Raw genomic sequence first — 20,400 nt, forward strand, 5'->3', positions numbered from 1 at the left:
GTGTGCCCGGGTGCTGGGTGTCGCGTGCCGTGTGCCCGGGGTGCTGGGTGTCGCGTGCCGTGTGCCCGGGGTGCTGGGTGTCGCGTGCCGCGTGCCCGGGGTGCTGGGTGTCGCGTGCCGCGTGCCGCGTGCCGGGTGTCGTGTGCCGTGTGCCGTGTGCCGCGTGCCGCATTGCTCGCGCCCCGGCTCCGCGCCTGCGCGCTGCGTGGCCCGGCTCCGCATTGCCACGCTTCGCATCTCGGCCTACGCGCTCGCGCTTGTCTCGCGGGCTGTGCGCCATCACGCTTTCCGCCTCCGCGCCCCTGGCCTGCGCTCACGAGCTACACGCCCGCGTGCCCTGCTGTTCCACCCCGTCAAGTCTGCGTCTCCGTGCCTGCGTACTGGGTTCTCGCGGTTCCGCGCCGACGCTCACTCGCGTCTGCGTTCGATGACCTACACGCCCGTGCGCCTCGCTGCTCCGACACGTTCGCGTTGCGCTTCCATGTCTCGCCGGGACCGCTCTCGCCTCCTCTTCTCGATAACGTTCGGCGGCCCTCTGCGCGACTCCATCCGCCGAACAACCAGCATAAGTATAGACATACATACGGAATGTATGTAAAAGTGAACCCACCCCGACGTACTGGAGGAACGATGGGAATCAGCACCGAACTCGGCCGCGCACACGAGGTGGATCTGCCCGGCGGCCGCATCCGCTACCACGACACCGGCGAGGGCCCGCCGATCGTTTTCGTGCACGGCCTGCTCGTCAACGCGGATCTGTGGCGCAAGGTCGTCCCGAGCGTCGCGGCCGCGGGCTACCGCTGCCTCACCCCGGACTGGCCGCTCGGCGCACACCGGATCGCGGTCCCCGACCTGGAACTGACCCCGGTCGGCGTCGCCGATCTCATCGCGTCCTTCCTCGAACGCCTCGACCTGACCGATGTCACGGTGGTCGCCAACGACACCGGCGGCGCGATCACCCAGGTGCTGATGACCCGCAAGCCGGCCAGGATCGGCCGCGTGGTGCTGGCCGCGGTCGACAGCTACGAGAGTTTCCTGCCGCGGCCGTTCACCCTGCTCTCGTGGCTGGCCAGGATCCCGGGCTCGATGCGCCCGCTCATCGAGTCCGCGCGGATTCGGGCTCTGCACTCGACCCCGTTGGTGTTCGGCTTGGTCGCGAAACGTCCTGTGCCACCGGAGATCGCCGATTCCTACCTGGCAGGTCCCATGAAGTCCGGCGCGGTCCGCAAGGATTTAAGGCTGTTCCTGAAGAACGCGCACCGCCGCTACACGCTGGCGGCCGCGACGCATTTCGCGGCGGTCGACTTCCCGGTGCTGGTGGTGTGGGCGCGCGAGGACAAGGTCTTCCCGATGTCCTACGCCGAGCGCCTGGTTCGCGACCTGCCGCACGCGACGCTGAAGGTCATCGACGACTCGTACACCTTCCTCCCCGAGGACCAGCCGGAGTTGCTCACGGAGTCGATCCTGGAGTTCACTCGGCTGCATGCCACGCCGTAGCCAGGAGGACCGCTCCCGCACCACGAGGGCCGCGCTCGAACAGGCCGGACGCCGACTGTTCACCGAGCGCGGTTTCGCGGCGACTTCGGCCGAGGAGCTCGTCACCGAGGCGGGGGTCACCCGCGGCGCGCTGCACCACCACTACGGCGACAAGCGCGGACTGTTCCTCGCGGTTTTGGAGCAGATCGAGGCCGAGTCCACCGAGGAGATCGCGGCGGCCATGGCCGCGGTCGACCCCGACGACGTGATGACCGGCATGGCGGTCGGCCTCGGCCTCTTCCTGGAGATCTGTCAGCGCCCGGCCATGCTGCAGGTCGTCCTCACCGACGCGCCCGCCGTCATGGGCTGGCAGGCGTGGCGCGAGTTCGAGAGCAGGCACGGCCTCGGGCTGATCACCGCGCACCTGGAGCGCGTCCGGGAGGCGGGCCTGATCGTCGACGTGCCCGTCCCGGTGCTCGCCCAGCTGTTGCTGAGCGCCCTCACCGAGGCCTCGTTGATCGTCGCGCACGCCGAAGACCAGGATCGCGCTCGCGCCGAGGCTCAGCAGTCCCTGCTCCTGCTGGTCGCCGGCATCGTGCGGACCTGACTCGACTACTCCACGAACTGCAACTCCACCTGCGGTAGCTCGGTCATGACCCGAGCGCACACGGCCCGATGCCAGGTGGCGGGGTAGCGCGTGCCCGGCTCGTGGCGCGAGTAGTCGTCGTTGGTCCGATACGTGTGTAGGCGCGGCGAGATCTCGCCCGCGCCGATGGCGTCGACCATCGCCTCCACGACCTGTTCGGTCTCGTCGGCGATCTCGGCCAATTCGCGGGCCGCGGTGTCCGGGATCTGAAATGCACCGCGTTCCCAGCGCTCCACGGTGCGCTCGGCCACGGCGAACAACCGGGCGCACCAGGGCACTGGCAGGCCCAGTAGTTCGCGAGTGGCCCGGAAACCTGCGGCTGTTCCGGTACCAAGTAGGTCGTCCAAATCCGAAAGCCCCTCCCCAGCAGTACGGTAGAGAAAAAGGATAGGGCAGCGCGCCGACGCACACGCGGGATTCGTCGGGAAGTGGCAGTGGCGATGCCGTGCCTGCCAGGGGGTGTCGGATCTTCGTGGGAGGATGAGGCGTGCGTTTGTATCGGGATGTGGCGGTGGTGGTGCGCCAGCACAAGCTGGGCGAGGCGGACCGCATCGTCACGTTGCTGACGCGCCAGCACGGACTGGTGCGCGCGGTGGCCAAGGGGGTGCGCCGCACCAAGTCGAGGTTCGGGGCCAGGCTGGAGCCGTTCGCCTACATCGACGTGCAACTGCACCCGGGCCGCACGCTGGACGTGGTGACCCAGGTGCACACCGTCGAGGCGTTCGCCGCCGACATCATCGACGACTACGGCCGCTACACCACTGCCTGCGCGGTGCTCGAGACCGCCGAGCGGCTGGCCGGTGAGGAGCGGGCGCCCGCGCCGCGCCTGCACGCGCTCACCGCGAGCGCCCTGCGCGCCATCGCGGCCAAACAGCGTCCGCACGAACTGATCCTGGACGCATTCCTGTTGCGCGCCATGGGTTTCGCGGGCTGGGCGCCCGCGCTGGACGAGTGCGCCAAGTGCGCGACGCCGGGCCCGCACCGGGCGTTCCACGTCGCGGCGGGCGGGGCGGTGTGCGTGCACTGCCGCCCGCCCGGTTCGGCGACGCCCGCACCCGGGGTGCTCGATCTGCTCGTCGCGCTGCTGCGCGGGCAGTGGGAGCTCGTCGAGACGGCGCCCGACGGGGTGCGCAGGCAGGCCAGCGGCCTGGTGGCCGCGCATCTGCAGTGGCATCTGGAGCGGCAGTTGCGCACGTTGTCGCTGATCGAGCGGTCGGGCCCGGTGCGAGCCCCCGCCTGAGCGACGGGTCCGCGGAGACCCGCACAAGGTCTCCACAACCATCAGGCAGGATAGGGGCCGTGATCCTGCGCCGTGACTCCTCCACCGCGACCAAGGCGGGCCCGGCCCGCACCGTTCGTCCACCCTCGCCGCACCCCTCCGGGGCCCGGCCGCCGGAGATCCCGGCCGTGCTGGTGCCGAACCATGTCGCGCTGGTGATGGACGGCAACGGCCGGTGGGCGCAGGAGCGCGGACTGCCGCGCACCGCGGGCCACGAGCGCGGCGAGGCCGTGCTGATGGACACCGTCGAGGGCTGCATCGAGATCGGCGTGAAGTGGCTGTCGGCCTACGCGTTCTCCACCGAGAACTGGCGGCGCAGCCCGGAGGAGGTGCGCTTCCTCATGGGCTTCAACCGCGACGTGATCCGCCGCCGCCGCGACGAGATGAACGAGATGGGCGTGCGGGTGCGCTGGGCCGGGCGGCGACCGCGGTTGTGGCGCAGCGTGATCAACGAGCTCGAGGTCGCGGAGGAGCTGACGAAGGACAACACGGTGATGACCCTCACCATGTGCGTCAACTACGGTGGCCGGGCCGAAATCGCCGACGCGGCAAGGGAAATCGCGCGCCGGGTGGCGGCGGGCGAGATAGACCCGGAGAAGGTCACCGAGGCGACGGTGGCGAAGTTCATGGACGAGCCGGACATGCCCGACGTCGACCTTTTCCTGCGGCCCTCCGGCGAGTTCCGCAGCTCGAACTTCCTCATCTGGCAGTCCGCCTACGCCGAATACGTCTACCAGGACACCCTGTTTCCCGATTTCGACCGACGCAACCTGTGGGCCGCCTGCCTCGAGTACGCTTCGCGTGACCGACGCTTCGGCGGGACCAAATGAACGGCGGCACGAACATGGAATCAACGGTGAGTCCCGAACACGAACTGCAGGCGCGGGCCGGCGCCTGCCTGTCGCTCTACGACATCGAGGTGCGCGTCGATCCTGAGGGCTCGATCGGCTTCGAATACGAGGGCGCGCTGTGTTCGCTGCGGGCCGTGCGATTAGCGCCCGGCCTCGACGTGCTGACGCTGACCTGCGTGCTGGCCTGGGATCGCCCGGTCAAGCCGCAGCTGCACAAGCGGGTCGCCGAGCGGAACAACGAGCTGCAGTTCGGCTCGCTCACCGTCATCGCGCACGACAAGCTCGCCGACATCATCCTGCGCTACACCTTTCCGGCCGCCGGGCTCGACGATCAGGCCCTGGCCACCATGCTCGTCCTCGTGCTCTCCGGTGCCGGACGCGCACGTCAGGGCCTGCTGCTGCCCTGAGGTACCCATGACGTCTGTCATGGGTGATGCGTGACGGATGTGCGGGGTGTTCCGGGCCGGGATGCGCGACCGTTGACGCATGACATCAGCACTGACGTCCGCGGCCGTCTTCGCCGCGGCCGGCGGTTCGGGGAGACGGGGCTCGGGCGCGCCGGCGATCGAACTGCACGATCTGCGTAAGAGTTTCACGGTGCCCGGCGGCGGCGCCGTGCAGGCGGTCGACGGTCTGGACCTGGTCATCGAACCGGGGGAGATCGTGGCGTTCCTCGGGCCGAACGGCGCGGGCAAGACCACCACCCTCGACATGGTTCTCGGACTGGCCACGCCGGACTCCGGCACCGTCGCGGTCTTCGGCGCGCGGCCCTCGGAAGCGCTTGCGGTAGGCCGGATCTCGGCGGTACTGCAATCCGGCGGCCTGCTGCCCGACCTCACCGTCGGCGAGACCGTGCGGCTCGTCGCGGCGCTCTACGCGAACGCGCGCCCGGTCGAGGAGGTGCTCGCGCGGGCGGGCCTCGCCGACATCGCCGATCGGCGGGTCGGCAAATGCTCTGGGGGACAGCGTCAACGGCTGCGGTTCGCGCTCGCGCTGCTGCCGGACCCGGACCTCATCGTGCTCGACGAGCCGACCACCGGCATGGATGTCGAAGGGCGAAGGGACTTCTGGAACGCGATGCGGGAGGACTCCGCGCGCGGCCGCACGGTCTTGTTCGCCACTCACTACCTGGACGAGGCCGACGCCTACGCCGACCGGATCGTGCTGGTCCGCGCGGGCCGGGTGGTCGCGGACGGCAGCGCCGCGGAGATCAAGAACCTGGCCTCCGGCCGTGCAGTCACCGCGACCCTGCCGGGCGCGGTGCCGACCGAGTTGCGCGCGCTGCCCGGCGTCGACGACATAGAGGTGCGCGGCGAGCGAATCGTGCTGCACACCAAGGACTCCGACGCCGTGGCCCGCCACCTGCTGACCGAGACCGCCGCCACCGACCTCGAGATCACCTCGCACAACCTCGAATCCGCGTTCCTCGCGCTCACCACCGGAGACCACTGACATGACAACCCTTGCCCCGCAGTCCTCGACGCGGCACCGGCCCACGCCGCTGGGCGGCTTCAGCGGCGCGTTCCTGCGCCTGGAGCTGCGCAGGATGCTGCGCAACCGCCGCACGATGATCTTCACACTGGTCATACCGCCGTTGTTCTTCGTCATCTTCGGCCTCCAATCCGATTTCCGCACACAGTCTTTCGGCACCGGCAACGTGACCGGCTACGTCATGGTGTCGATGGCCGTCTACGGCGCGCTGCTGGCCACCACCAGCGGCGGCGCCATGGTGGCGATCGAGCGCGCACAGGGCTGGAGTCGCCAATTGCGGCTCACCCCACTGCGTCCCGTCGCGTACATCGCCACCAAGGTCACCGTCGCGATGGTGCTCGGGCTCGTCTCGGTCAGCGCGGTCTTCCTGGTCGGCGCGGTGGTGGGCGCCCACCTGACGCCGGTCGCGTGGGTGAGCTGCTTCCTGCTCGCCTGGCTCACGTCGGTGGTCTTCGCCGCCTTCGGCCTGTTCGTCGGCTACCTGCTGCCGTCGGAGAACGTGATGCAGCTGCTCGGGCCGGTCCTCGCGGCGCTGTCGTTCGCGGGCGGTCTGTTCATTCCGCTGCACGGGTGGTTCGGGACGGTGTCGAAGGTGTTCCCGACCTACGGTGTCGCCACGCTGGCGCGGATACCGTTCGGCGACACGAGCACCGGCTCGATCGTGCTCGCGGTGCTCAATGTCGCGGTGTGGGCCGCGGTGTTCGTCGGGGGATCGGCGATGCTGTTCCGTCGTGACACCGCTCGCTGAGTTGTCCGTAGCTCCGCGTCGTGACCGTCCCGGTCGTGGCGCGGAGCTGTGGGCGGGGTGGCTCGAGTGTCGTTCGGTCGCGGTAGGTCGTGATCGTGTCTGTGATGACGCGGAGCCGTGGAGGGGGCGGTTCGAGCGTTGTTCGGTCGCGTTGGGTCGTGATCGTCCCGGTCGTGGCGCGGTGCTGTGGGCGGGGTGGCTCGAGGGTCGTTCGGTCGCGTTGGGTCGTGATCGTCCCGGTCGTGGCGCGGTGCTGTGGGCGGGGTGGCTCGAGGGTCGTTCGGTCGCGTCGCGTCGTAATCGTCCCGGCCATGGCGCGCAACGGTGGAGGGGGCGGTTCGAGCGTTGGTCGGTCGCGCCTGGTTGTGACCGTCTCGGTCGTGGCGCGGAGCCGTGGACAGGGCGACTGGAGTGTCGTTCGGTCGCGTCATGCCGTCACCGTCTCGGCCACGGCACGGCGCGGTTCGATCGTCGTTCGGTACCGTCTGTCCTCGTGATAGACCCAGGCGCGCGCATTCCTCGCGATCCGTGGCGTGTCAGGGGCACGGCATGGGCGTGAAGTCGGGGCTCGCGTCGTTGCGTGCGGGCGGGATGTCCGCCCTCATCGATCGCGCGCTCGACGACCAGTCGTTCGCCGTGCAGCCCCGGCGGCGCGGCTGGTTCGGCGTGGCGATGGCGGTGGTGTGGCTCGCCTGGCTGATCCCGCCGATCGCGCAGCGGTGGTCGCGCGGCGAGACCGGGGTCGCGGCCCTCGCGGCCGTGGCCTTTCTTGCCTTCGCCGGGCTGATCGTGGGTTCCTTCGCGGTGTTCCGCCGGGCCGGTCCGCGCGAGCTCGTGGTCGAGCAGCCGACCGACCGGCGGATCTGGCCGGTGCTCGCGGCGCTGGCCGGGTTGCACGTGGCGCTGGTGCTGCTGCTCGGCAGCGTCGCGTTGCCGACCGTGCTCTACGTCGCGGTCATCGGCATCTTCCACATGACCATGCGCGAGTCCGGGTACGTCGTCCTCGTCATCATGGCCGCGATGCTGCTGCTTCCGATGCTCGCGCCCGGCGGGCGGTACGCCGAGATGCCGATCTACCTGGCGCTCGTTCCGGCCGGTATATGGGTGGCCAGGCAGTTGGGGTTGCGTGGCGAGCGGCTCGCGGAGCTGGCTAGGCGGCAGCGCGCCGAGCTCGACATCGTGGAGGAACGCAACCGGGTGGCCCGCGACGTGCACGACATTCTCGGCCACTCGCTCACCGTGATCACGGTGAAAACCGAACTCGCGCAGCGGCTCATCGACATGGACCTGACGCGGGCGCGGGCCGAGCTCGCCGATATCGAGCGGCTCGCGCGGGAGGCGCTGGCGGGGGTGCGCGACACCGTCGGGGGACTGCGCGAGGTCTCGTTGCGCGGCGAACTCGCCAACGCCAGAACGGCATTGGCGGCCGCGGATATCGTCGCCGATCTGCCGGAGATCGAGGACTCCCCGCACAGCGAGCTGTTCGGCTGGGTGCTGCGCGAGGCCATCACCAACGTGATCCGGCACAGCGCCGCCCGGCACTGCACCGTGACGGTCACGGCGTCGAGCATCGAGGTGGTCGACGACGGACGTGGGTTGAGCGGGGGCGTGGCGTCCGGGTCGGGGCTCGCCGGTCTCCGGGCGCGCGTCATGGCCGCGGGCGGGACCCTCACGCTGTCCGCACCGGCGGAAGGGGGACTGTGTGTCCGCGCCACGATGCCCTCGTAGTGCTGGCGAAAACTGTTCTTCGACAAGGGAAGTGGGCTAGATGATCCGGCTGTTGCTCGCCGACGACCAGGCGCTGGTGCGCGGCGCGCTCGCGGCGTTGCTCGGACTGGAGTCCGATCTGGAGGTCGTAGGGGAGGTCGGTCGCGGCGACGAGGTGCTCGACGCCGTCGCCCGCGCGAACCCCGACGTGGTGCTGCTCGATGTGGAGATGCCCGGCCTGGACGGCATTTCGGTGGCCGCGCGGCTGCACGCCGAGCATCCAGGCGTGCGCGTGCTCATGGTCACCACCTTCGGCCGCCCGGGTTACCTCCGGCGCGCCATCGACGCGGGCGCCAGCGGCTTCGTCGTAAAGGACACTCCCGCAAGGGAACTGGCCGACGCCGTGCGCCGAGTTCAGCTGGGCCTGCGGGTGGTCGACCCCGCCCTCGCCGCCGAAACCCTCACCGCGGGCACCTCCCCGCTGACCGAACGCGAACGCGAGGTGCTCGCCGCCGCCGCCGACGGCGCGACCGCCGGCGCCATCGCCAAACGACTGCACCTCTCGGAAGGCACCGTCCGCAACCACCTGTCCGCCGCAATCGGCAAGACCGGCACCAGCACTCGCGCCGAAGCCGTCCGCGCCGCCGAACGCCTCGGCTGGCTTTGACCTAGGCCCGTGCATCCACGCGCCGCCGAACGCCTCGGTTGGCTCTAATGTGGTCCGCCGTGCGTCGCGCGCTGCCGAGTGTCTCGGCTGGTTTCGATGTGGTCGGCCGTGCATCGCACGTCGCGGAGCATCTCGGCTGGATTCTGGGGTGGTATGCCGTGCATCGCGCGGTGCGGAGCGACTCGGCCGGCTCGGAGATGGTCGGCGGTGCATCATGCGCGCCGCCGAACGCCTCGGTCGGCTCTGAGATGGCACACCGAACTCGTCTCGGCTGGACTCTGCGGTGGCCGTACATCGCCCGCGCTACCGGGTGTCTCGGCTGATTCTGGGGTGCTGAGCCGCACTTGCGTGCGCGTCGAGAAGTGCCTCGGCCGGCCGCGACGTTGACGGCCGCATATCGCACGCGCCGCGGCTAGTGTTCCGTCTCGAAGTCCCCCAGTGAATCCAACTCGAGGGAGAACTGGTAGTGGACGCTACTCGGGCGATGCCGCCTTCAATTCCTCATGACCGCTTGACCAGCTCCGATGGGACGCGGTGGATCGAGGGCGTCACGAACCTCGATACGTCTTCGCGGCTCCCGGTTTGCCCGGTGTAGTCGGCCACACAGCTCACGCGCCGCGGAGTATCTCGGCCAGCTCGAGGAGGGGTAGGCCGGACGTCACGCGCGTTGCGGATCGCTTTCGGCTGGCTCTCAGGTGATCGGCGACACGTCGCGCGCTGCGGAACGCCTCGGCTGGCCTTTGACGTAGTCGGCCGCACACCGAAAGGTGTGCGGCCGACGGGTTTACGGCAGTACGACGCACGCGGGCCCGGCGTTGACACCGGTCCCGACGGTCACCGTGGTGAGGAAGTAGGTCTCGCCCGAGATGTACTCCGCGGCCCAGAGCTTGTGCTCGCCCTTCTTGGCGGGCGTCCAGGTGGTGCTCGCCTTTCCGTTCGCGTCCGCTACGGGCCCGACGGGCTTCAGGGTGTCGGTGGTGCGGAGTCCGTCGACCTCGTCTAGGAAGACCACCGCGATGCCCGGCCGCGCGGTCGCGGTGACGGTGTAGGAGCATCCGGTGCCGAACGAGTTCGAGCTGCCGAAGCTCAGTCCGGGCGAGACGTCGATGCGGGTGACCGCGGCTCCCGCAGTGGGGGCGGCGAGGGCGATGGCGGCGGTCACCGCGCCGAGTGCGGTCATCGCGGCCGCGGTTTTCTTCGAGAATGTCACAGTGTGTTTCCCTTTCGACAAAACGGAACTACCCCCGCGACCCTGGCACAGGCCGTGTCCGCGATCAATGGGCCGCCGGGGCGGTAGTTTCTCGGTGTGACTCCGGCCGGCCACCGCGCCGACGGCTTTCCGCACCAGACCTGATAGTCCGCTGAGAACCCGGCAAACCAGACACTTTTCCTACGGCCCGCGGCGTTGATCCAGGTGAGAAGGCCAACGCGGCCACCACGAAGGAGTACGGCATGAGCCTCATCGGAACCCTGCTCGGTTACGTCTTGACGGTGTTCATCGTGTTGCTGCTCGCCCGGATGGTGTTCGATTGGATGGCCGCGCTCGGCAACAGCCCCGACTGGGCGAGGCGCCCCCGCGAGGTGACGCACGCCGCCACCGAACCGGTGATCGCCCCCGTGCGCCGCGTCCTGAAGCCCATCCGCGCCGGCGGCGTATCCATCGACCTCGCGTTCACGGTGGTGTTCATCGTCGCGCTGATCCTGCGCTCCATCGCGTTCAGTCTCTGATCTTTCGCGGGGGTCGGCGCAACCCACACCGGTTCGCGCAACTCTCCCCGGTTTCGGGGCACCGACGCGGCGACGGGTCCGCAGTGGCTCACTGATCCGCACCCGCTTCCGTGTCCAGAAAACAATGCCGAAACCGCGCGGCGCTTACGACGAGGAGGGCCCGTAGGGCAGCAGCGTGCGGACGCCGCGGGCGACGGTGGGCGGGTCGATGTCGCCGATCAGCAAGTGCTGCAACACGAATCCGGGTAGCACGCCCATGATGGCGGTGGTCACGGCGAAGACGTCGGCGTCGGCGGGGATCCACCCCGCCTCCCGCATGCGCTCGGTGTACTCCTGCCAGCGGTCGCGGATGCCGAGGATCGCCTCGCGCACGTAGATCGCGGCCTCGGGGTGCACGAGCGCCAGCGCCCACGCCTGCGGGGCCAGCCGCAGCATGCCGTCGGGCCCGCTCTGCGCGGTCATGTGCTCGGCCAGGTCGGCCACGAGGCGGTCCGGGGTCGGCAGCGGTTCGGCCCGGATCAGCTCGGTCATCAGCGCGCGCAGGGTGACCGTCGTCTGCGTGGCCAGCGCGGCGATGATCTCGTCCTTGCTCTTGAAGTAGCGGTAGACGGCCCCGGCGGAGAGCCCGGACTCGGCGAAGACGTCCTGCATGGAGGTCTCGTGGAAACCCTTGCGGGCGAAGCACCGGCGTGCGGCGTCGATGATCTGCTGCCTGCGGCGTTCCAGGTGTTCTTCGCTGACTCGGGGCATGCCTCCAAACTAAAACGAACATCCGTTCTTGACAAGCCGAGGGGTGCGCGCGACGATATGTCTCATCGAAAGAGAACGATCATTCGATTTACGGGAGAACGTCATGAATACCACGCAGCGTGCGCTCGCCGTCGGTGTCGGGGCCGCCCTGCTCCAGGCGCTGATGCTGATCGCCTTCGCCTGGCCCGCCGCCAATATCGCCCCGCGCGATCTGCCCATCGCGGTCACCGGCCCGCAGGCCGACATGGTGATAGGCAAACTGGCAGAGCACAATCCGGACGCCTTCGACGTCTCCCGCCCGGTCGACGAGGCCGCCGCCCGCGCCGCCATCGAGGACCGGGAGGTGTACGGCGCGATCGTCACCGGCGACGGACCGCCGCGCGTGCTGATCGCCTCCGCCGCGAGTCCGGCTGTGGCGCAACAACTCACGCAGATCGGTCAGCAGATGTCCGGCGGTCCCGCGCCCCGGGTGGACGACGTGGTGGCCGCCGACTCCGACGACCCGCGCGGCACGGCGTTCGGCGCGATGGTGCTGCCGCTGGTGATGTCGGGCATCGCGGCGGGCGTGCTGCTGTCCCTGCTGATTCCCACGGTCGGCGGAAAAGCGTTGGGGCTGGTCGCCTTCGGCATCGTCGGCGGGCTGCTGAGCATGGAGATCATCCAGGGGTGGATGTCGGTGGTGCCCGGCTCCTACCTCGAACTGTCCGCCGTCGCCGGCCTCGTGTCGTTCGCCGTCTCCGGTGCCGTCGTCGGTCTCGCCACCGCCATCGGCCGCGCGGGCATCGGCGTCGCCGCGCTGACCATGCTGCTCATCGGCAACCCCTTCTCCGCCGCCACCTCGGCCCCCGAACTCCTCCCGCAGCCCTGGGGCGCCATCGGCCAACTCCTCCCGCCCGGCGCCGCCGCCTCCCTCCTCCGCTCCGTCGCCTTCTTCGACGGTGCGGGAGCCACACGCCCGCTGGTGATCCTGGTGATCTGGGCCGTGGTCGCCGTCGCCCTGCTGGCAGTAGGCGCCCTCCGCACCCGCCGCCCCGTCGAAATGCCTACTCCCGCACCGGTTCCCGTCAGCGCAAGCTGAAACGTACTCCAGATCGGGCACCGGTGAGCGTGAGCTGAAGGCCACGGTCACCGGTGCCCGTCAGCGTGAGCAAGGCTGCTGCGCGGTGCCTGAGCGTGAACTGAACGCCGCACACCCTTGATTTCCCGCACGCGCAATCGCATGCGATTCCGTTGTGTGGAAATCAAGGGTGTGCGTGTGTTTGGGGAGCAGCCTGCGCGACGGCGAGTCGAGGAGGTCCGACCGGGTGCTCGATCGCAAGGTGTGCGGCCGGGCTGGGTTCACGGAAAACTTCCGGCCGCAACAGCTTTGAGCAGTCAGTTGAGGGTGAAGGCGAAGGTCGGGGCGGTGGCCGCGCCCTCCTCCTTCTTGGCGTTGTAGGTCAGCACGTAGTTGCCGGTGGCGGGGGCGGGGACGACGAAGACGACGTAGTTCTTCGGGTTGTCGATGGTCTTGCCCGCCTCGAGCAGTTCGTTGATCTGCCCGCGGTCGTCGGCGACGAGGTCGCGGCCGTCGGGGGTCTTCAGCGAGAAGTACTCGGTGAAGATGTTGGCCCCGCCTGCGGGAATTTCTTGTCCGCCAGTAATTTTGATGTGCAGCGCGAGTTCGTCCTTGCCGCGCTCGTTCTTGGTGTAGCTCGGGGCGAGCTCGCCCTCGGTCACCTCGATGGTGGTCTGGTCCTGCACGAGGGTGCCGGTGAGCGGGAACTCCTTCGGCTGCTCGCTCTCCACCTTGCCGGCGGCGCTGAGCGGGATCTTGGTCTGGTTGTCGGTGCCCTGCCCGTAGACGAGGGTCATCGTGTCGAGCAGATGCTCGGCGTCCTTGGCGGACTTGACCGGCGTGGTCACCTTGCCCGTCGCCGAACCGTTGCCCGGCACCGTCGGGTTGTCCCAGCTCGCCCCGCCGTCGACCTGGTTGCCGACGAGCAGCGAGGTGTTGTTGCTCAGCGTCTTGTTGTCGAGAGTGGTGTTCTTGTAGGTGATGTCGATCAATACCTTCGCGCCGCCGAACTGGTCGGGCACGACCGTGGCCTTGTCGACGGTGATGTCGAAGCCCTCGTACCACCCCGTCTTGCCGACCGTCCGGACCGTGGACTGCCCGGCGTTGCCGCCCGGCGTGCCGTTCGAGGCCACGCTGGTGGTCGTCGAGGCCGGTGTCGCCGTCCCGGCCTTGTCGTTGCACGCCGTCAGCACCAGCGCGGCCGCGCCGAGCAACGCGAAAGCGCCTGCGGCGGAACGGATTCGGCGGCTACGGGCCGGAGCTGCGGATGAAGTCATGGTCGAGCGCACGCTGCCTCCAGAAGATGTGCGAACCACAGAGCATCATGACACCCGGGTGGGCCGGATGTTCGGCGGTTCGCGTTGAAATCTGCACGGGCGAGCGCGGTGTTAACCAGGGGCCGGTCCGCTGAACGAACCGGGGCGTGGACTACTCGGCGGACGTGCCGTCGCGGTGGCCCGCCGACGCGCAGGCCGCGCAGGTGCCGAACACCTCCATGGTGTGGCTGATCTCGGTGAAGCCGTGCTCGCGGGCGATCGCCCCGGCCCACGCCTCCACGGTCGGGCCCTCCACCTCGACGGTGCGTCCGCAGCTCCGGCACACCAGGTGGTGATGGTGCCCGGTGGAGCACTGCCGGTAGACGGACTCGCCGGAGTCGGTGCGCAGCACGTCGACCAGCCCGGCGTCGGCCAGCGACTGCAGCGTGCGATAGACGGTCGTCAGGCCGATGCCCTCGCCGCGCTTGCGCAGCTCGTCATGCAGCTCCTGCGCGGAGCGAAACTCCTCGATGTCACCGAGCAGCGCCGCGATGGCGCTGCGCTGTCTGGTGCTGCGGATGCCGACCGGCTTCTGCGGGACGACACTGTTGTCTGGCACGGATCACCCTTCCTCGGCGTGCGCGACAGCGTCGACCACGATGTGCGCGAGGTGGTCGTCGACGAGTTCGTAGAGCACCTCGCGACCGGACCGCTCGCCGTGCACGACGCCCGCGGACTTGAGGATGCGCAGATGCTGACTGACCAGCGGTTGGGTGACCCCGAGCGCGTCGACCAGCTCGTGCACGCAGCGCGGCGACTCGCGCAGTTGCAGCACGATGGCGATGCGGACCGGCGCGGCCAGCGCGCGCAGCAGCTCGCCCGCGTCCTCGAGGACGGTCCGCGCGGGCACCGGCGCCGGCGCGGGCGCGCGGTACGGGTTGTGCGGGTGGGTGGCGGCGGTCTCGGCGGTCATGGCACCAACTCCTTATTGGAAAGCGATCCCATTTTGATATGCACAGTTGCGCATGTCAAACGGACGCGCCGACGGCGAGGTTGCCCGTGCGGTGGAAGGCTCGGTGGGCAGGGCCGATAGTCTGTCTCCGTATCGTTGCGTCCTCGCAAAACAATGGCCTGAACGCACAATCCGGACTCGTAGTGGATGGAGAATTCTCGAGTGGCACCCAAGTCGAAGGTGGACACCGTTGCCAACCTCGCCAAGCGCCGGGGCCTGGTGTACCCGAGCGGTGAGATCTACGGAGGCACCAAGTCGGCCTGGGACTACGGTCCGCTGGGTGTCGAGCTCAAGGAGAACATCAAGCGGCAGTGGTGGCGGTCCATGGTCACCAGCCGGGAGGACATCGTCGGCCTCGACTCGTCGGTGATCCTGCCGCGCCAGGTGTGGGTGGCCTCGGGCCACGTCGGCGTGTTCAACGATCCGCTGGTGGAGTGCCTGAACTGCCATCACCGCTTCCGGCAGGACCACCTGCAGGAGGCGTACGCGCTCAAGCACAAGATCGACGACCCGGACAGCGTCTCGATGGAGCTGCTCGCGTGCCCGAACTGCGGCACCGTCGGCCAGTGGACCGAGCCGCGCGACTTCAACATGATGCTCAAGACCTACCTCGGCCCGATCGAGTCCGAGGAGGGCATGCACTACCTGCGGCCCGAGACCGCGCAGGGCATCTTCGTCAATTTCGCCAACGTCATGACCACCGCGCGCAAGAAGCCGCCGTTCGGCATCGCCCAGATCGGCAAGAGCTTCCGCAACGAGATCACCCCCGGCAACTTCATCTTCCGCACCCGCGAGTTCGAGCAGATGGAGATGGAGTTCTTCGTCAAGCCCGGCGAGGACGAGCAGTGGCACAAGTACTGGATCGAGACCCGCTTCTCCTGGTACACCGATCTGGGCATCAACCCCGACAACTTGCGCCTCTACGAGCACCCGAAGGAGAAGTTGTCGCATTACTCGGCCGGCACCACCGACATCGAGTACCGCTTCGGCTTCCAGGGCAACGAGTGGGGTGAGCTCGAGGGCGTCGCGAACCGCACCGACTTCGATCTCAAGACGCACTCCGAGCACTCGGGCACCGAGCTCAGCTTCTTCGACCAGACCACCAACGAGCGCTACATCCCCTACGTCATCGAGCCCGCGGCCGGCCTGACCCGCTCGCTGATGGCGTTCCTGGTCGACGCCTACGCCGAGGACGAGGCGCCGAATGCCAAGGGCGGCGTGGACACCCGCACGGTGCTGCGCCTGGACCGCAGGCTCGCGCCGGTGAAGGCGGCCGTGCTTCCGTTGTCGCGCAACGCCGATCTGACGCCGAAGGCGAAAGACCTTGCCGCGCAACTGCGCCGGAACTGGAACGTGGAGTTCGACGACGCGGGCGCCATCGGCCGCCGCTACCGTCGCCAGGACGAGATCGGCACCCCGTTCTGCATCACCGTCGATTTCGACACCCTGGAGGACCAGGCGGTGACCATCCGCGAGCGCGACTCGATGGCGCAGGAGCGGATCGCGCTCGACAAGGTCGAGGGCTACCTGGCCCAGCATCTGCTGGGGGCCTGAGCTTTTCGCGTAGACGACCCGCGCCGGCCGATCGGCGCGGGTCGTTCTCGTTCAGTGGCTCGGCGGCACAGGTGGCATGGGCGGCGACGGCGGTTTCGGCGGCTCGTTCTCGGAACTGTTGGCGCGCACGATGATTCCGATGGCCGTCGGGATGAGCAGCGCCATGCCCCACGGCACCGCGACCCAGAACGGCCAGAAATAGCCCGCGCCGGTGGCCACCCAGATCAGCAGGCTCAGCATGTTCACGAAGACCCACGGGATCCACATGATGACGACCCACTGCGGGATCCGCTTCAGCTCGCCGGGGCGCGAACCGCGCACCGCGGGCAGGTCCGCGAGCACGGGGGTCAGCTCGCCGTAGGTCTTGGCGGCGTACACCTGCTGCAGGCGGCTGTCGTATTCGTGCAGCGTCAGCCTGCCCTCGTTCATCGCATGCAGCAGTCGTTCGATGATCTTCTCGCGGTCGGCATCAGACGCCCGCACATTCTCCGCACCCACGGGTGTCAGCGTAAGGCGGTCGCGGGCGATCCGCGCTCCAATCGCGAAGCCGCGCGGGCCGATGAAAGCGCGCGGGGTTTTCCGGCACGCCCGCGGGGGAATTAACCGGGCCGGGTGAGCAGTTGACGGCCATAAGTCATCGAAGGGAGCGCGGCATGGCACGAGCGGTGAAGTTCGATCGATATGGCGGGATAGACGAGCTACGGGTGGCCGAGGTGCCGACGCCGACCGCCGGGCCCGGGCAGGTGGTGGTCGCCGTGGTCGCGGCGGGCATCAATCCTGGTGAGGCCTATATTCGCAGCGGCGCGCTGCACGAGCGCTGGCCCGCGACGTTTCCCTCGGGGCAGGGGTCCGATTTCGCGGGGCGCATCGTCGAGCTCGGCGCGGAGGTCGGCGGCCTCGAGGTGGGGGACGAGGTGCTCGGGTTCACCGAGGAACGCGCCAGTCACGCGACGCACGTCGTTGTTCCCGTCGCGCAGGTGACGCCCAAGCCCGCCGGGCTGGACTGGGACGTCGCAGGCGCGTTGTATGTAGCAGGCACAACGGCTTTCGCGGCGATCCGCGCTGTGGAGGCCAATGCGGGCGACACCGTCGCCGTGTCCGGCGCGGCGGGCGGTGTGGGCTCGATCGCGGTACAGCTGCTGCGTGCGCGCGGCGCGTCGGTGATCGGCATCGCGAGCGAGTCGAACCATGACTGGCTGCGCAAGGTCGGCGTCACGCCGGTCGCGTACGGCGAGGGGCTGATCGAGCGGCTCCGGGCCGCCGCGCCCGACGGGGTGGACGCGTTCATCGATACGTTCGGTGCCGACTATGTCGACATCGCCGTCGAACTCGGCGTGCCCGTCGAGCGCATCGACACCATCATCAACTTCGCCGCCGTCGAGAAGTACGGCGTGAAAGGCGACGGCAATGCCGCCGCGGGCACCATCGACGTGCTCACCGAGCTGGCAGATCTCGCCGCGGCGGGCACGCTCGAGGTGCCGATCGCCGGGGTGTACCCGTTGGACAAGGTGCAGGAGGCGTACCGCGAGCTGGAGCAGCGGCATACCCGCGGCAAGATCGTGCTGCGTCCCTGAGGTTTTCAGCGCGGGACATCCCAGAAGGCGAGTTCGTGGCGCATGCCCTCGCGGAAGAGCTGTTCGGCGCGGTCGGGGTCGGCGCCCGCCTCGTCGATCATCTGTGCGCAGCGGCGGGTGAGTTCGGCGAAGCCGGGGTCGGCGTAGGTGTCGACCCAGCGGCGGTAGCGCGGCTCGGCGGGCGGGTTCTCGGCGAGGCGCGCGCCGAGGGTGGAGTAGCCCCACATGCACGGGTACAGGGCGACGAGGCCCTCGGCGTAGTCGGCGGCCGAGTCGAGCAGGAACGACGTATATGCCTCGCAGGCAACGCCTTTGGTGACGCCGCCGAGATCCGCGCCGAACTCCGCCGCCAGTGAGCGGTGCAGCTCGAGCTCGTCGTGATAGGTGGCGTGTGCGAGATCGACCAGGTCGCCGAGGTGCGCGGGCGGGGCCTGCCAGGCCAGGCGGCTGAACACGCGGACATAGTCGAGCAGGAAGAGGTAGTCCTGTTCGAGCCAGGATCGGAAGATCGGCTCGGGCAGGTCGCCCTTGGCGATGCCCGCCACGGTCGGGTGGTCGAGCTGATGCTCGACCAGGGGACGGCCGAGCTCCTCCAGGTGTGCGGCGAGACTCATGCCGTCCAGTCTCGCATCCGCTCGTTTGCGCCCCGGGCGGTGTTGCCGCACGCTTGCGAGGTGTTGCGGGATGAGGATGCGGCGGTGCGCGTGCTGGCGCCGTCGGAACAGCGGTTCGTACGGCACGGCACCTACACGGGCCGGTCGGTGTCGGTGACGGGAGTGCTCGATGTAGCGGCGTTGCGGGAGGCCTTCGCCGCATTGCAGGTGGCGTTTCCGGTGATCGTCTGCCGGATCGCGGAGGACGGGGACGGGACGGGTTACCTTCTGCCGCCGGGGGATTCGCGCGACGAGGCGTCGGTGCGCGAGGGGGATGCGGAGACCGTGGGTTTGCCGGGTACGCCGGTGAGTCCGGGGACGCAGCTGGCGTACCTGGATGCGGTGGTGTCCGGTGCGGACAGGTGGCGGGTCACGCTGTACGCGCATCACAGCGTCGCGGACGCCGGGCACTGCGTCGAACTGCTCTCGCGGTTCTGGGGTTTCTACACCGACATTGTCGAAGCCACGCCGATAAGCGTTGTGCCGCAGGGCTATCCGCAATCGCTGGAGTGGTACGTCGCTGAGCGTGGCATCACCGCGGGCCCGGTGTCGGGATTCGAGGATGTGACGCGGCCGCTGGTGGCCGCGCCTGTGTCCGTGGGGGATTCGGGACCCAGCGCGTTGGCCAGGCCGAGTCGCACGCGGCTGGATCGGGCGGCGACGGCGCGCATCATCGAGCTCGGCCGTCACCGGGGCGTCAGCGTCAATGGGCTGGTGACGGCCGCGCTGCTGCGGGCGTACGCGTCCGAAACCGCAGGCGGTCCGGTGCATCTGGGCTGTTTGTACCCGGTCGACATGCGGCCGCGACTCGATCCGCCGGTGGCGCCCGCCGAGGGCACCAATATGGCCGGGCTCGCGTCGTTCGCCGCCGAGATCGATCCCTCGGCGAGCGTACTCGAACTGGCCCAGCGGGTTTCGGAGCGACTACGTCACGACCTGGCCGACGGCGTCGTACAGCAGTCGGTGCTGCACTTCCCGGACTTCTTCGGCGACAGCCGGATTCACTCGCTCGCCGGGCACGTCGCGATCACCAATACCGGCGCCGTTCCGTCGTTTCGCACGCCGGCCGGCCTGACGCTCACCGACTACGAAATCGTTTATCTGTCAGCCCATCCCAGGCCATCGGCGGGCGCCTCCGCCGCGGTCACCTTCCTCGTCTACACCTTCGACGGGCGGTTGGCGGTCGGAGTGCTCGGCGCCGACGCCGAAAGGTTGCTCGGCGCGGTGCACAGCGAACTGACCGCCCTGTCCGCCGCGGAACGACCTACTGGTAGCTGACCCGGCTGGGCCGCAGGACGAGCACGACGCGGCGCGGGTGGTCGGCGACCGGCGGGTTGTAGGTCAGGTCGTACCGGCGTGCGAGCACGTCGAAGAAGTCGCCGGTGGGATCCGGCTCGGCGGGACCGACCTCGCCGCGCACCTCCAGATAGCGGTACGGCTGATCGGGGTCGTGGATGCTGATCGCCACCCGCGGGTGCTTCTGGATGTTGTGGTACTTGCGGCGGTCGGTGGTCGTGGTGAAGCGCAGCACCTCGCCGTCCCAGAGGTACCACATCGGCGTGACCTGCGGGTCACCGCTCGCGGTGAGGGTGGCCAGGTGTCCGTAGAGCGGTCGGGTGAGCAGGTCGGCGTGGCTGTCCGGAATAAGCGGGTGGTTCATGTTTCGACGTTATCGCCTGCGTGGGCGGCCGGCGGGGGAAAGCGGCTGGCCGGTAGTGCCGGTCGGGCAGAATGCTTGATGACAGCTGAGGATCGGGTTGGAAGCGGGTGTGCGTGCGGTGCTGACGAACGGAGACCGGGGGCGCGGAGTCGGGGCGGCGGCCGTGGGGGCGGCGGCGCTCGGCGTCGGCGAGGCGATCGCGGCGACCAGAGGCGGCTCGCTGATCGACACCCTCGGCCGCGCGGTCATCGACGTCGTGCCGGTGCCGATCGTCGAGACCACCGTCGCCAT

23 protein-coding genes are annotated in these 20,400 nt (G+C 69.1%); 14 read left to right on the plus strand and 9 right to left on the minus strand.

Annotated features, from left to right (window positions below; translation table 11 throughout):
• The first annotated feature begins 630 nt into the window (after positions 1–630).
• Together ON39_RS09365 and ON39_RS09370 are read left to right on the plus strand one after the other, a co-directional pair.
• Entirely contained in the window at positions 631–1,497 is an 867-nt protein-coding gene (locus tag ON39_RS09365) for an alpha/beta fold hydrolase (RefSeq protein WP_040732974.1), read from the plus strand.
• The gene (locus ON39_RS09370) at positions 1,484–2,083 is read left to right on the plus strand and encodes a TetR/AcrR family transcriptional regulator (RefSeq protein WP_040732975.1); all 600 of its coding nucleotides are present in this window, start codon (positions 1,484–1,486) and stop codon (positions 2,081–2,083) included. The genes ON39_RS09365 and ON39_RS09370 overlap by 14 nt, the downstream gene beginning before the upstream one ends.
• Before the next feature lie 5 nt (positions 2,084–2,088).
• Here ON39_RS09370 and ON39_RS47105 read toward each other — a convergent pair whose 3' ends face one another.
• The gene (locus tag ON39_RS47105) at positions 2,089–2,469 is read right to left on the minus strand and encodes an Aca2/YdiL-like domain-containing protein (protein WP_040732976.1); all 381 of its coding nucleotides are present in this window, start codon (positions 2,467–2,469) and stop codon (positions 2,089–2,091) included.
• Positions 2,470–2,609: 140 nt separating this feature from the next.
• Here ON39_RS47105 and recO point away from each other — a divergent pair, with 140 nt between their 5' ends.
• The 7 genes from recO (at position 2,610) to ON39_RS09410 (ending at position 8,865) form a co-directional block, all read left to right on the plus strand.
• Complete coding sequence (recO, locus tag ON39_RS09380; protein WP_051186451.1) at positions 2,610–3,362, plus strand: DNA repair protein RecO; 753 nt, start codon at positions 2,610–2,612, stop codon at positions 3,360–3,362.
• Positions 3,363–3,421: 59 nt separating this feature from the next.
• Positions 3,422–4,231 carry an isoprenyl transferase gene (locus ON39_RS09385; RefSeq protein ID WP_040732977.1) on the plus strand — a complete coding sequence of 270 codons (810 nt, stop codon included), beginning with the start codon at positions 3,422–3,424 and terminating at the stop codon, positions 4,229–4,231.
• A complete protein-coding gene (locus tag ON39_RS09390; protein ID WP_083894341.1) occupies positions 4,228–4,659 on the plus strand; it encodes a YbjN domain-containing protein in 432 nt (143 codons plus the stop codon). The genes ON39_RS09385 and ON39_RS09390 overlap by 4 nt, the downstream gene beginning before the upstream one ends.
• Before the next feature lie 79 nt (positions 4,660–4,738).
• Positions 4,739–5,704, plus strand: coding sequence for an ABC transporter ATP-binding protein (locus tag ON39_RS09395; protein ID WP_083894342.1), 966 nt, complete (start codon positions 4,739–4,741; stop codon positions 5,702–5,704).
• A 1-nt stretch (position 5,705) separates the two neighbouring features.
• Complete coding sequence (locus ON39_RS09400; RefSeq protein ID WP_040732980.1) at positions 5,706–6,491, plus strand: ABC transporter permease; 786 nt, start codon at positions 5,706–5,708, stop codon at positions 6,489–6,491.
• Between the two features lie 549 nt (positions 6,492–7,040).
• Positions 7,041–8,219, plus strand: coding sequence for a sensor histidine kinase (locus ON39_RS09405; RefSeq protein ID WP_040732981.1), 1,179 nt, complete (start codon positions 7,041–7,043; stop codon positions 8,217–8,219).
• A 40-nt stretch (positions 8,220–8,259) separates the two neighbouring features.
• The gene (locus ON39_RS09410) at positions 8,260–8,865 is read left to right on the plus strand and encodes a response regulator transcription factor (protein ID WP_040732982.1); all 606 of its coding nucleotides are present in this window, start codon (positions 8,260–8,262) and stop codon (positions 8,863–8,865) included.
• A 784-nt stretch (positions 8,866–9,649) separates the two neighbouring features.
• Here ON39_RS09410 and ON39_RS09420 read toward each other — a convergent pair.
• Positions 9,650–10,075 carry a hypothetical protein gene (locus tag ON39_RS09420; protein ID WP_040732985.1) on the minus strand — a complete coding sequence of 142 codons (426 nt, stop codon included), beginning with the start codon at positions 10,073–10,075 and terminating at the stop codon, positions 9,650–9,652.
• Between the two features lie 242 nt (positions 10,076–10,317).
• Here ON39_RS09420 and ON39_RS09425 point away from each other — a divergent pair, with 242 nt between their 5' ends.
• Entirely contained in the window at positions 10,318–10,593 is a 276-nt protein-coding gene (locus ON39_RS09425) for a YggT family protein (RefSeq protein WP_040732986.1), read from the plus strand.
• A 144-nt stretch (positions 10,594–10,737) separates the two neighbouring features.
• Here ON39_RS09425 and ON39_RS09430 read toward each other — a convergent pair whose 3' ends face one another.
• A complete protein-coding gene (locus ON39_RS09430; protein ID WP_040732987.1) occupies positions 10,738–11,343 on the minus strand; it encodes a TetR/AcrR family transcriptional regulator in 606 nt (201 codons plus the stop codon).
• Positions 11,344–11,446: 103 nt separating this feature from the next.
• On the opposite strand from ON39_RS09430, the gene ON39_RS09435 reads away from it, so the two are divergent.
• Positions 11,447–12,421, plus strand: coding sequence for an ABC transporter permease (locus ON39_RS09435; protein ID WP_040732989.1), 975 nt, complete (start codon positions 11,447–11,449; stop codon positions 12,419–12,421).
• 296 nt (positions 12,422–12,717) lie between these two features.
• Here ON39_RS09435 and ON39_RS09440 read toward each other — a convergent pair whose 3' ends face one another.
• The 3 genes from ON39_RS09440 to ON39_RS09450 form a co-directional block, all read right to left on the minus strand.
• On the minus strand, positions 12,718–13,677 hold the full coding sequence (locus ON39_RS09440) for a hypothetical protein (protein ID WP_146251252.1): 960 nt from the start codon (positions 13,675–13,677) through the stop codon (positions 12,718–12,720).
• A gap of 151 nt (positions 13,678–13,828) precedes the next feature.
• Complete coding sequence (locus ON39_RS09445; protein WP_040732991.1) at positions 13,829–14,275, minus strand: Fur family transcriptional regulator; 447 nt, start codon at positions 14,273–14,275, stop codon at positions 13,829–13,831.
• Between the two features lie 3 nt (positions 14,276–14,278).
• Positions 14,279–14,629, minus strand: a complete 351-nt coding sequence (locus tag ON39_RS09450) for an ArsR/SmtB family transcription factor (RefSeq protein ID WP_040732992.1) — start codon at positions 14,627–14,629, stop codon at positions 14,279–14,281.
• 201 nt (positions 14,630–14,830) lie between these two features.
• Here ON39_RS09450 and ON39_RS09455 point away from each other — a divergent pair, with 201 nt between their 5' ends.
• Complete coding sequence (locus ON39_RS09455) at positions 14,831–16,222, plus strand: glycine--tRNA ligase (protein WP_040732993.1); 1,392 nt, start codon at positions 14,831–14,833, stop codon at positions 16,220–16,222.
• A gap of 51 nt (positions 16,223–16,273) precedes the next feature.
• Here ON39_RS09455 and ON39_RS09460 read toward each other — a convergent pair whose 3' ends face one another.
• A complete protein-coding gene (locus ON39_RS09460) occupies positions 16,274–16,720 on the minus strand; it encodes a DUF1707 domain-containing protein (RefSeq protein ID WP_051186452.1) in 447 nt (148 codons plus the stop codon).
• A gap of 155 nt (positions 16,721–16,875) precedes the next feature.
• On the opposite strand from ON39_RS09460, the gene ON39_RS09465 reads away from it, so the two are divergent.
• Entirely contained in the window at positions 16,876–17,796 is a 921-nt protein-coding gene (locus ON39_RS09465) for an NADP-dependent oxidoreductase (protein WP_040732994.1), read from the plus strand.
• 5 nt (positions 17,797–17,801) lie between these two features.
• On the opposite strand, the gene ON39_RS09470 is transcribed toward ON39_RS09465, so the two are convergent.
• Positions 17,802–18,410, minus strand: coding sequence for a TenA family protein (locus tag ON39_RS09470; RefSeq protein ID WP_040732996.1), 609 nt, complete (start codon positions 18,408–18,410; stop codon positions 17,802–17,804).
• A gap of 60 nt (positions 18,411–18,470) precedes the next feature.
• On the opposite strand from ON39_RS09470, the gene ON39_RS09475 reads away from it, so the two are divergent.
• The gene (locus tag ON39_RS09475; protein WP_246003065.1) at positions 18,471–19,727 is read left to right on the plus strand and encodes a phthiocerol/phthiodiolone dimycocerosyl transferase family protein; all 1,257 of its coding nucleotides are present in this window, start codon (positions 18,471–18,473) and stop codon (positions 19,725–19,727) included.
• On the opposite strand, the gene ON39_RS09480 is transcribed toward ON39_RS09475, so the two are convergent.
• Positions 19,714–20,109, minus strand: a complete 396-nt coding sequence (locus ON39_RS09480) for a PPOX class F420-dependent oxidoreductase (RefSeq protein WP_040732997.1) — start codon at positions 20,107–20,109, stop codon at positions 19,714–19,716. The two genes, ON39_RS09475 and ON39_RS09480, sit on opposite strands and share 14 nt — an antisense overlap.
• Between the last annotated feature and the right edge of the window lie 291 nt (positions 20,110–20,400).

The sequence above is a fragment of the Nocardia tenerifensis NBRC 101015 genome, from assembly GCF_000308715.1.
GTDB lineage: Bacteria > Actinomycetota > Actinomycetes > Mycobacteriales > Mycobacteriaceae > Nocardia > Nocardia tenerifensis.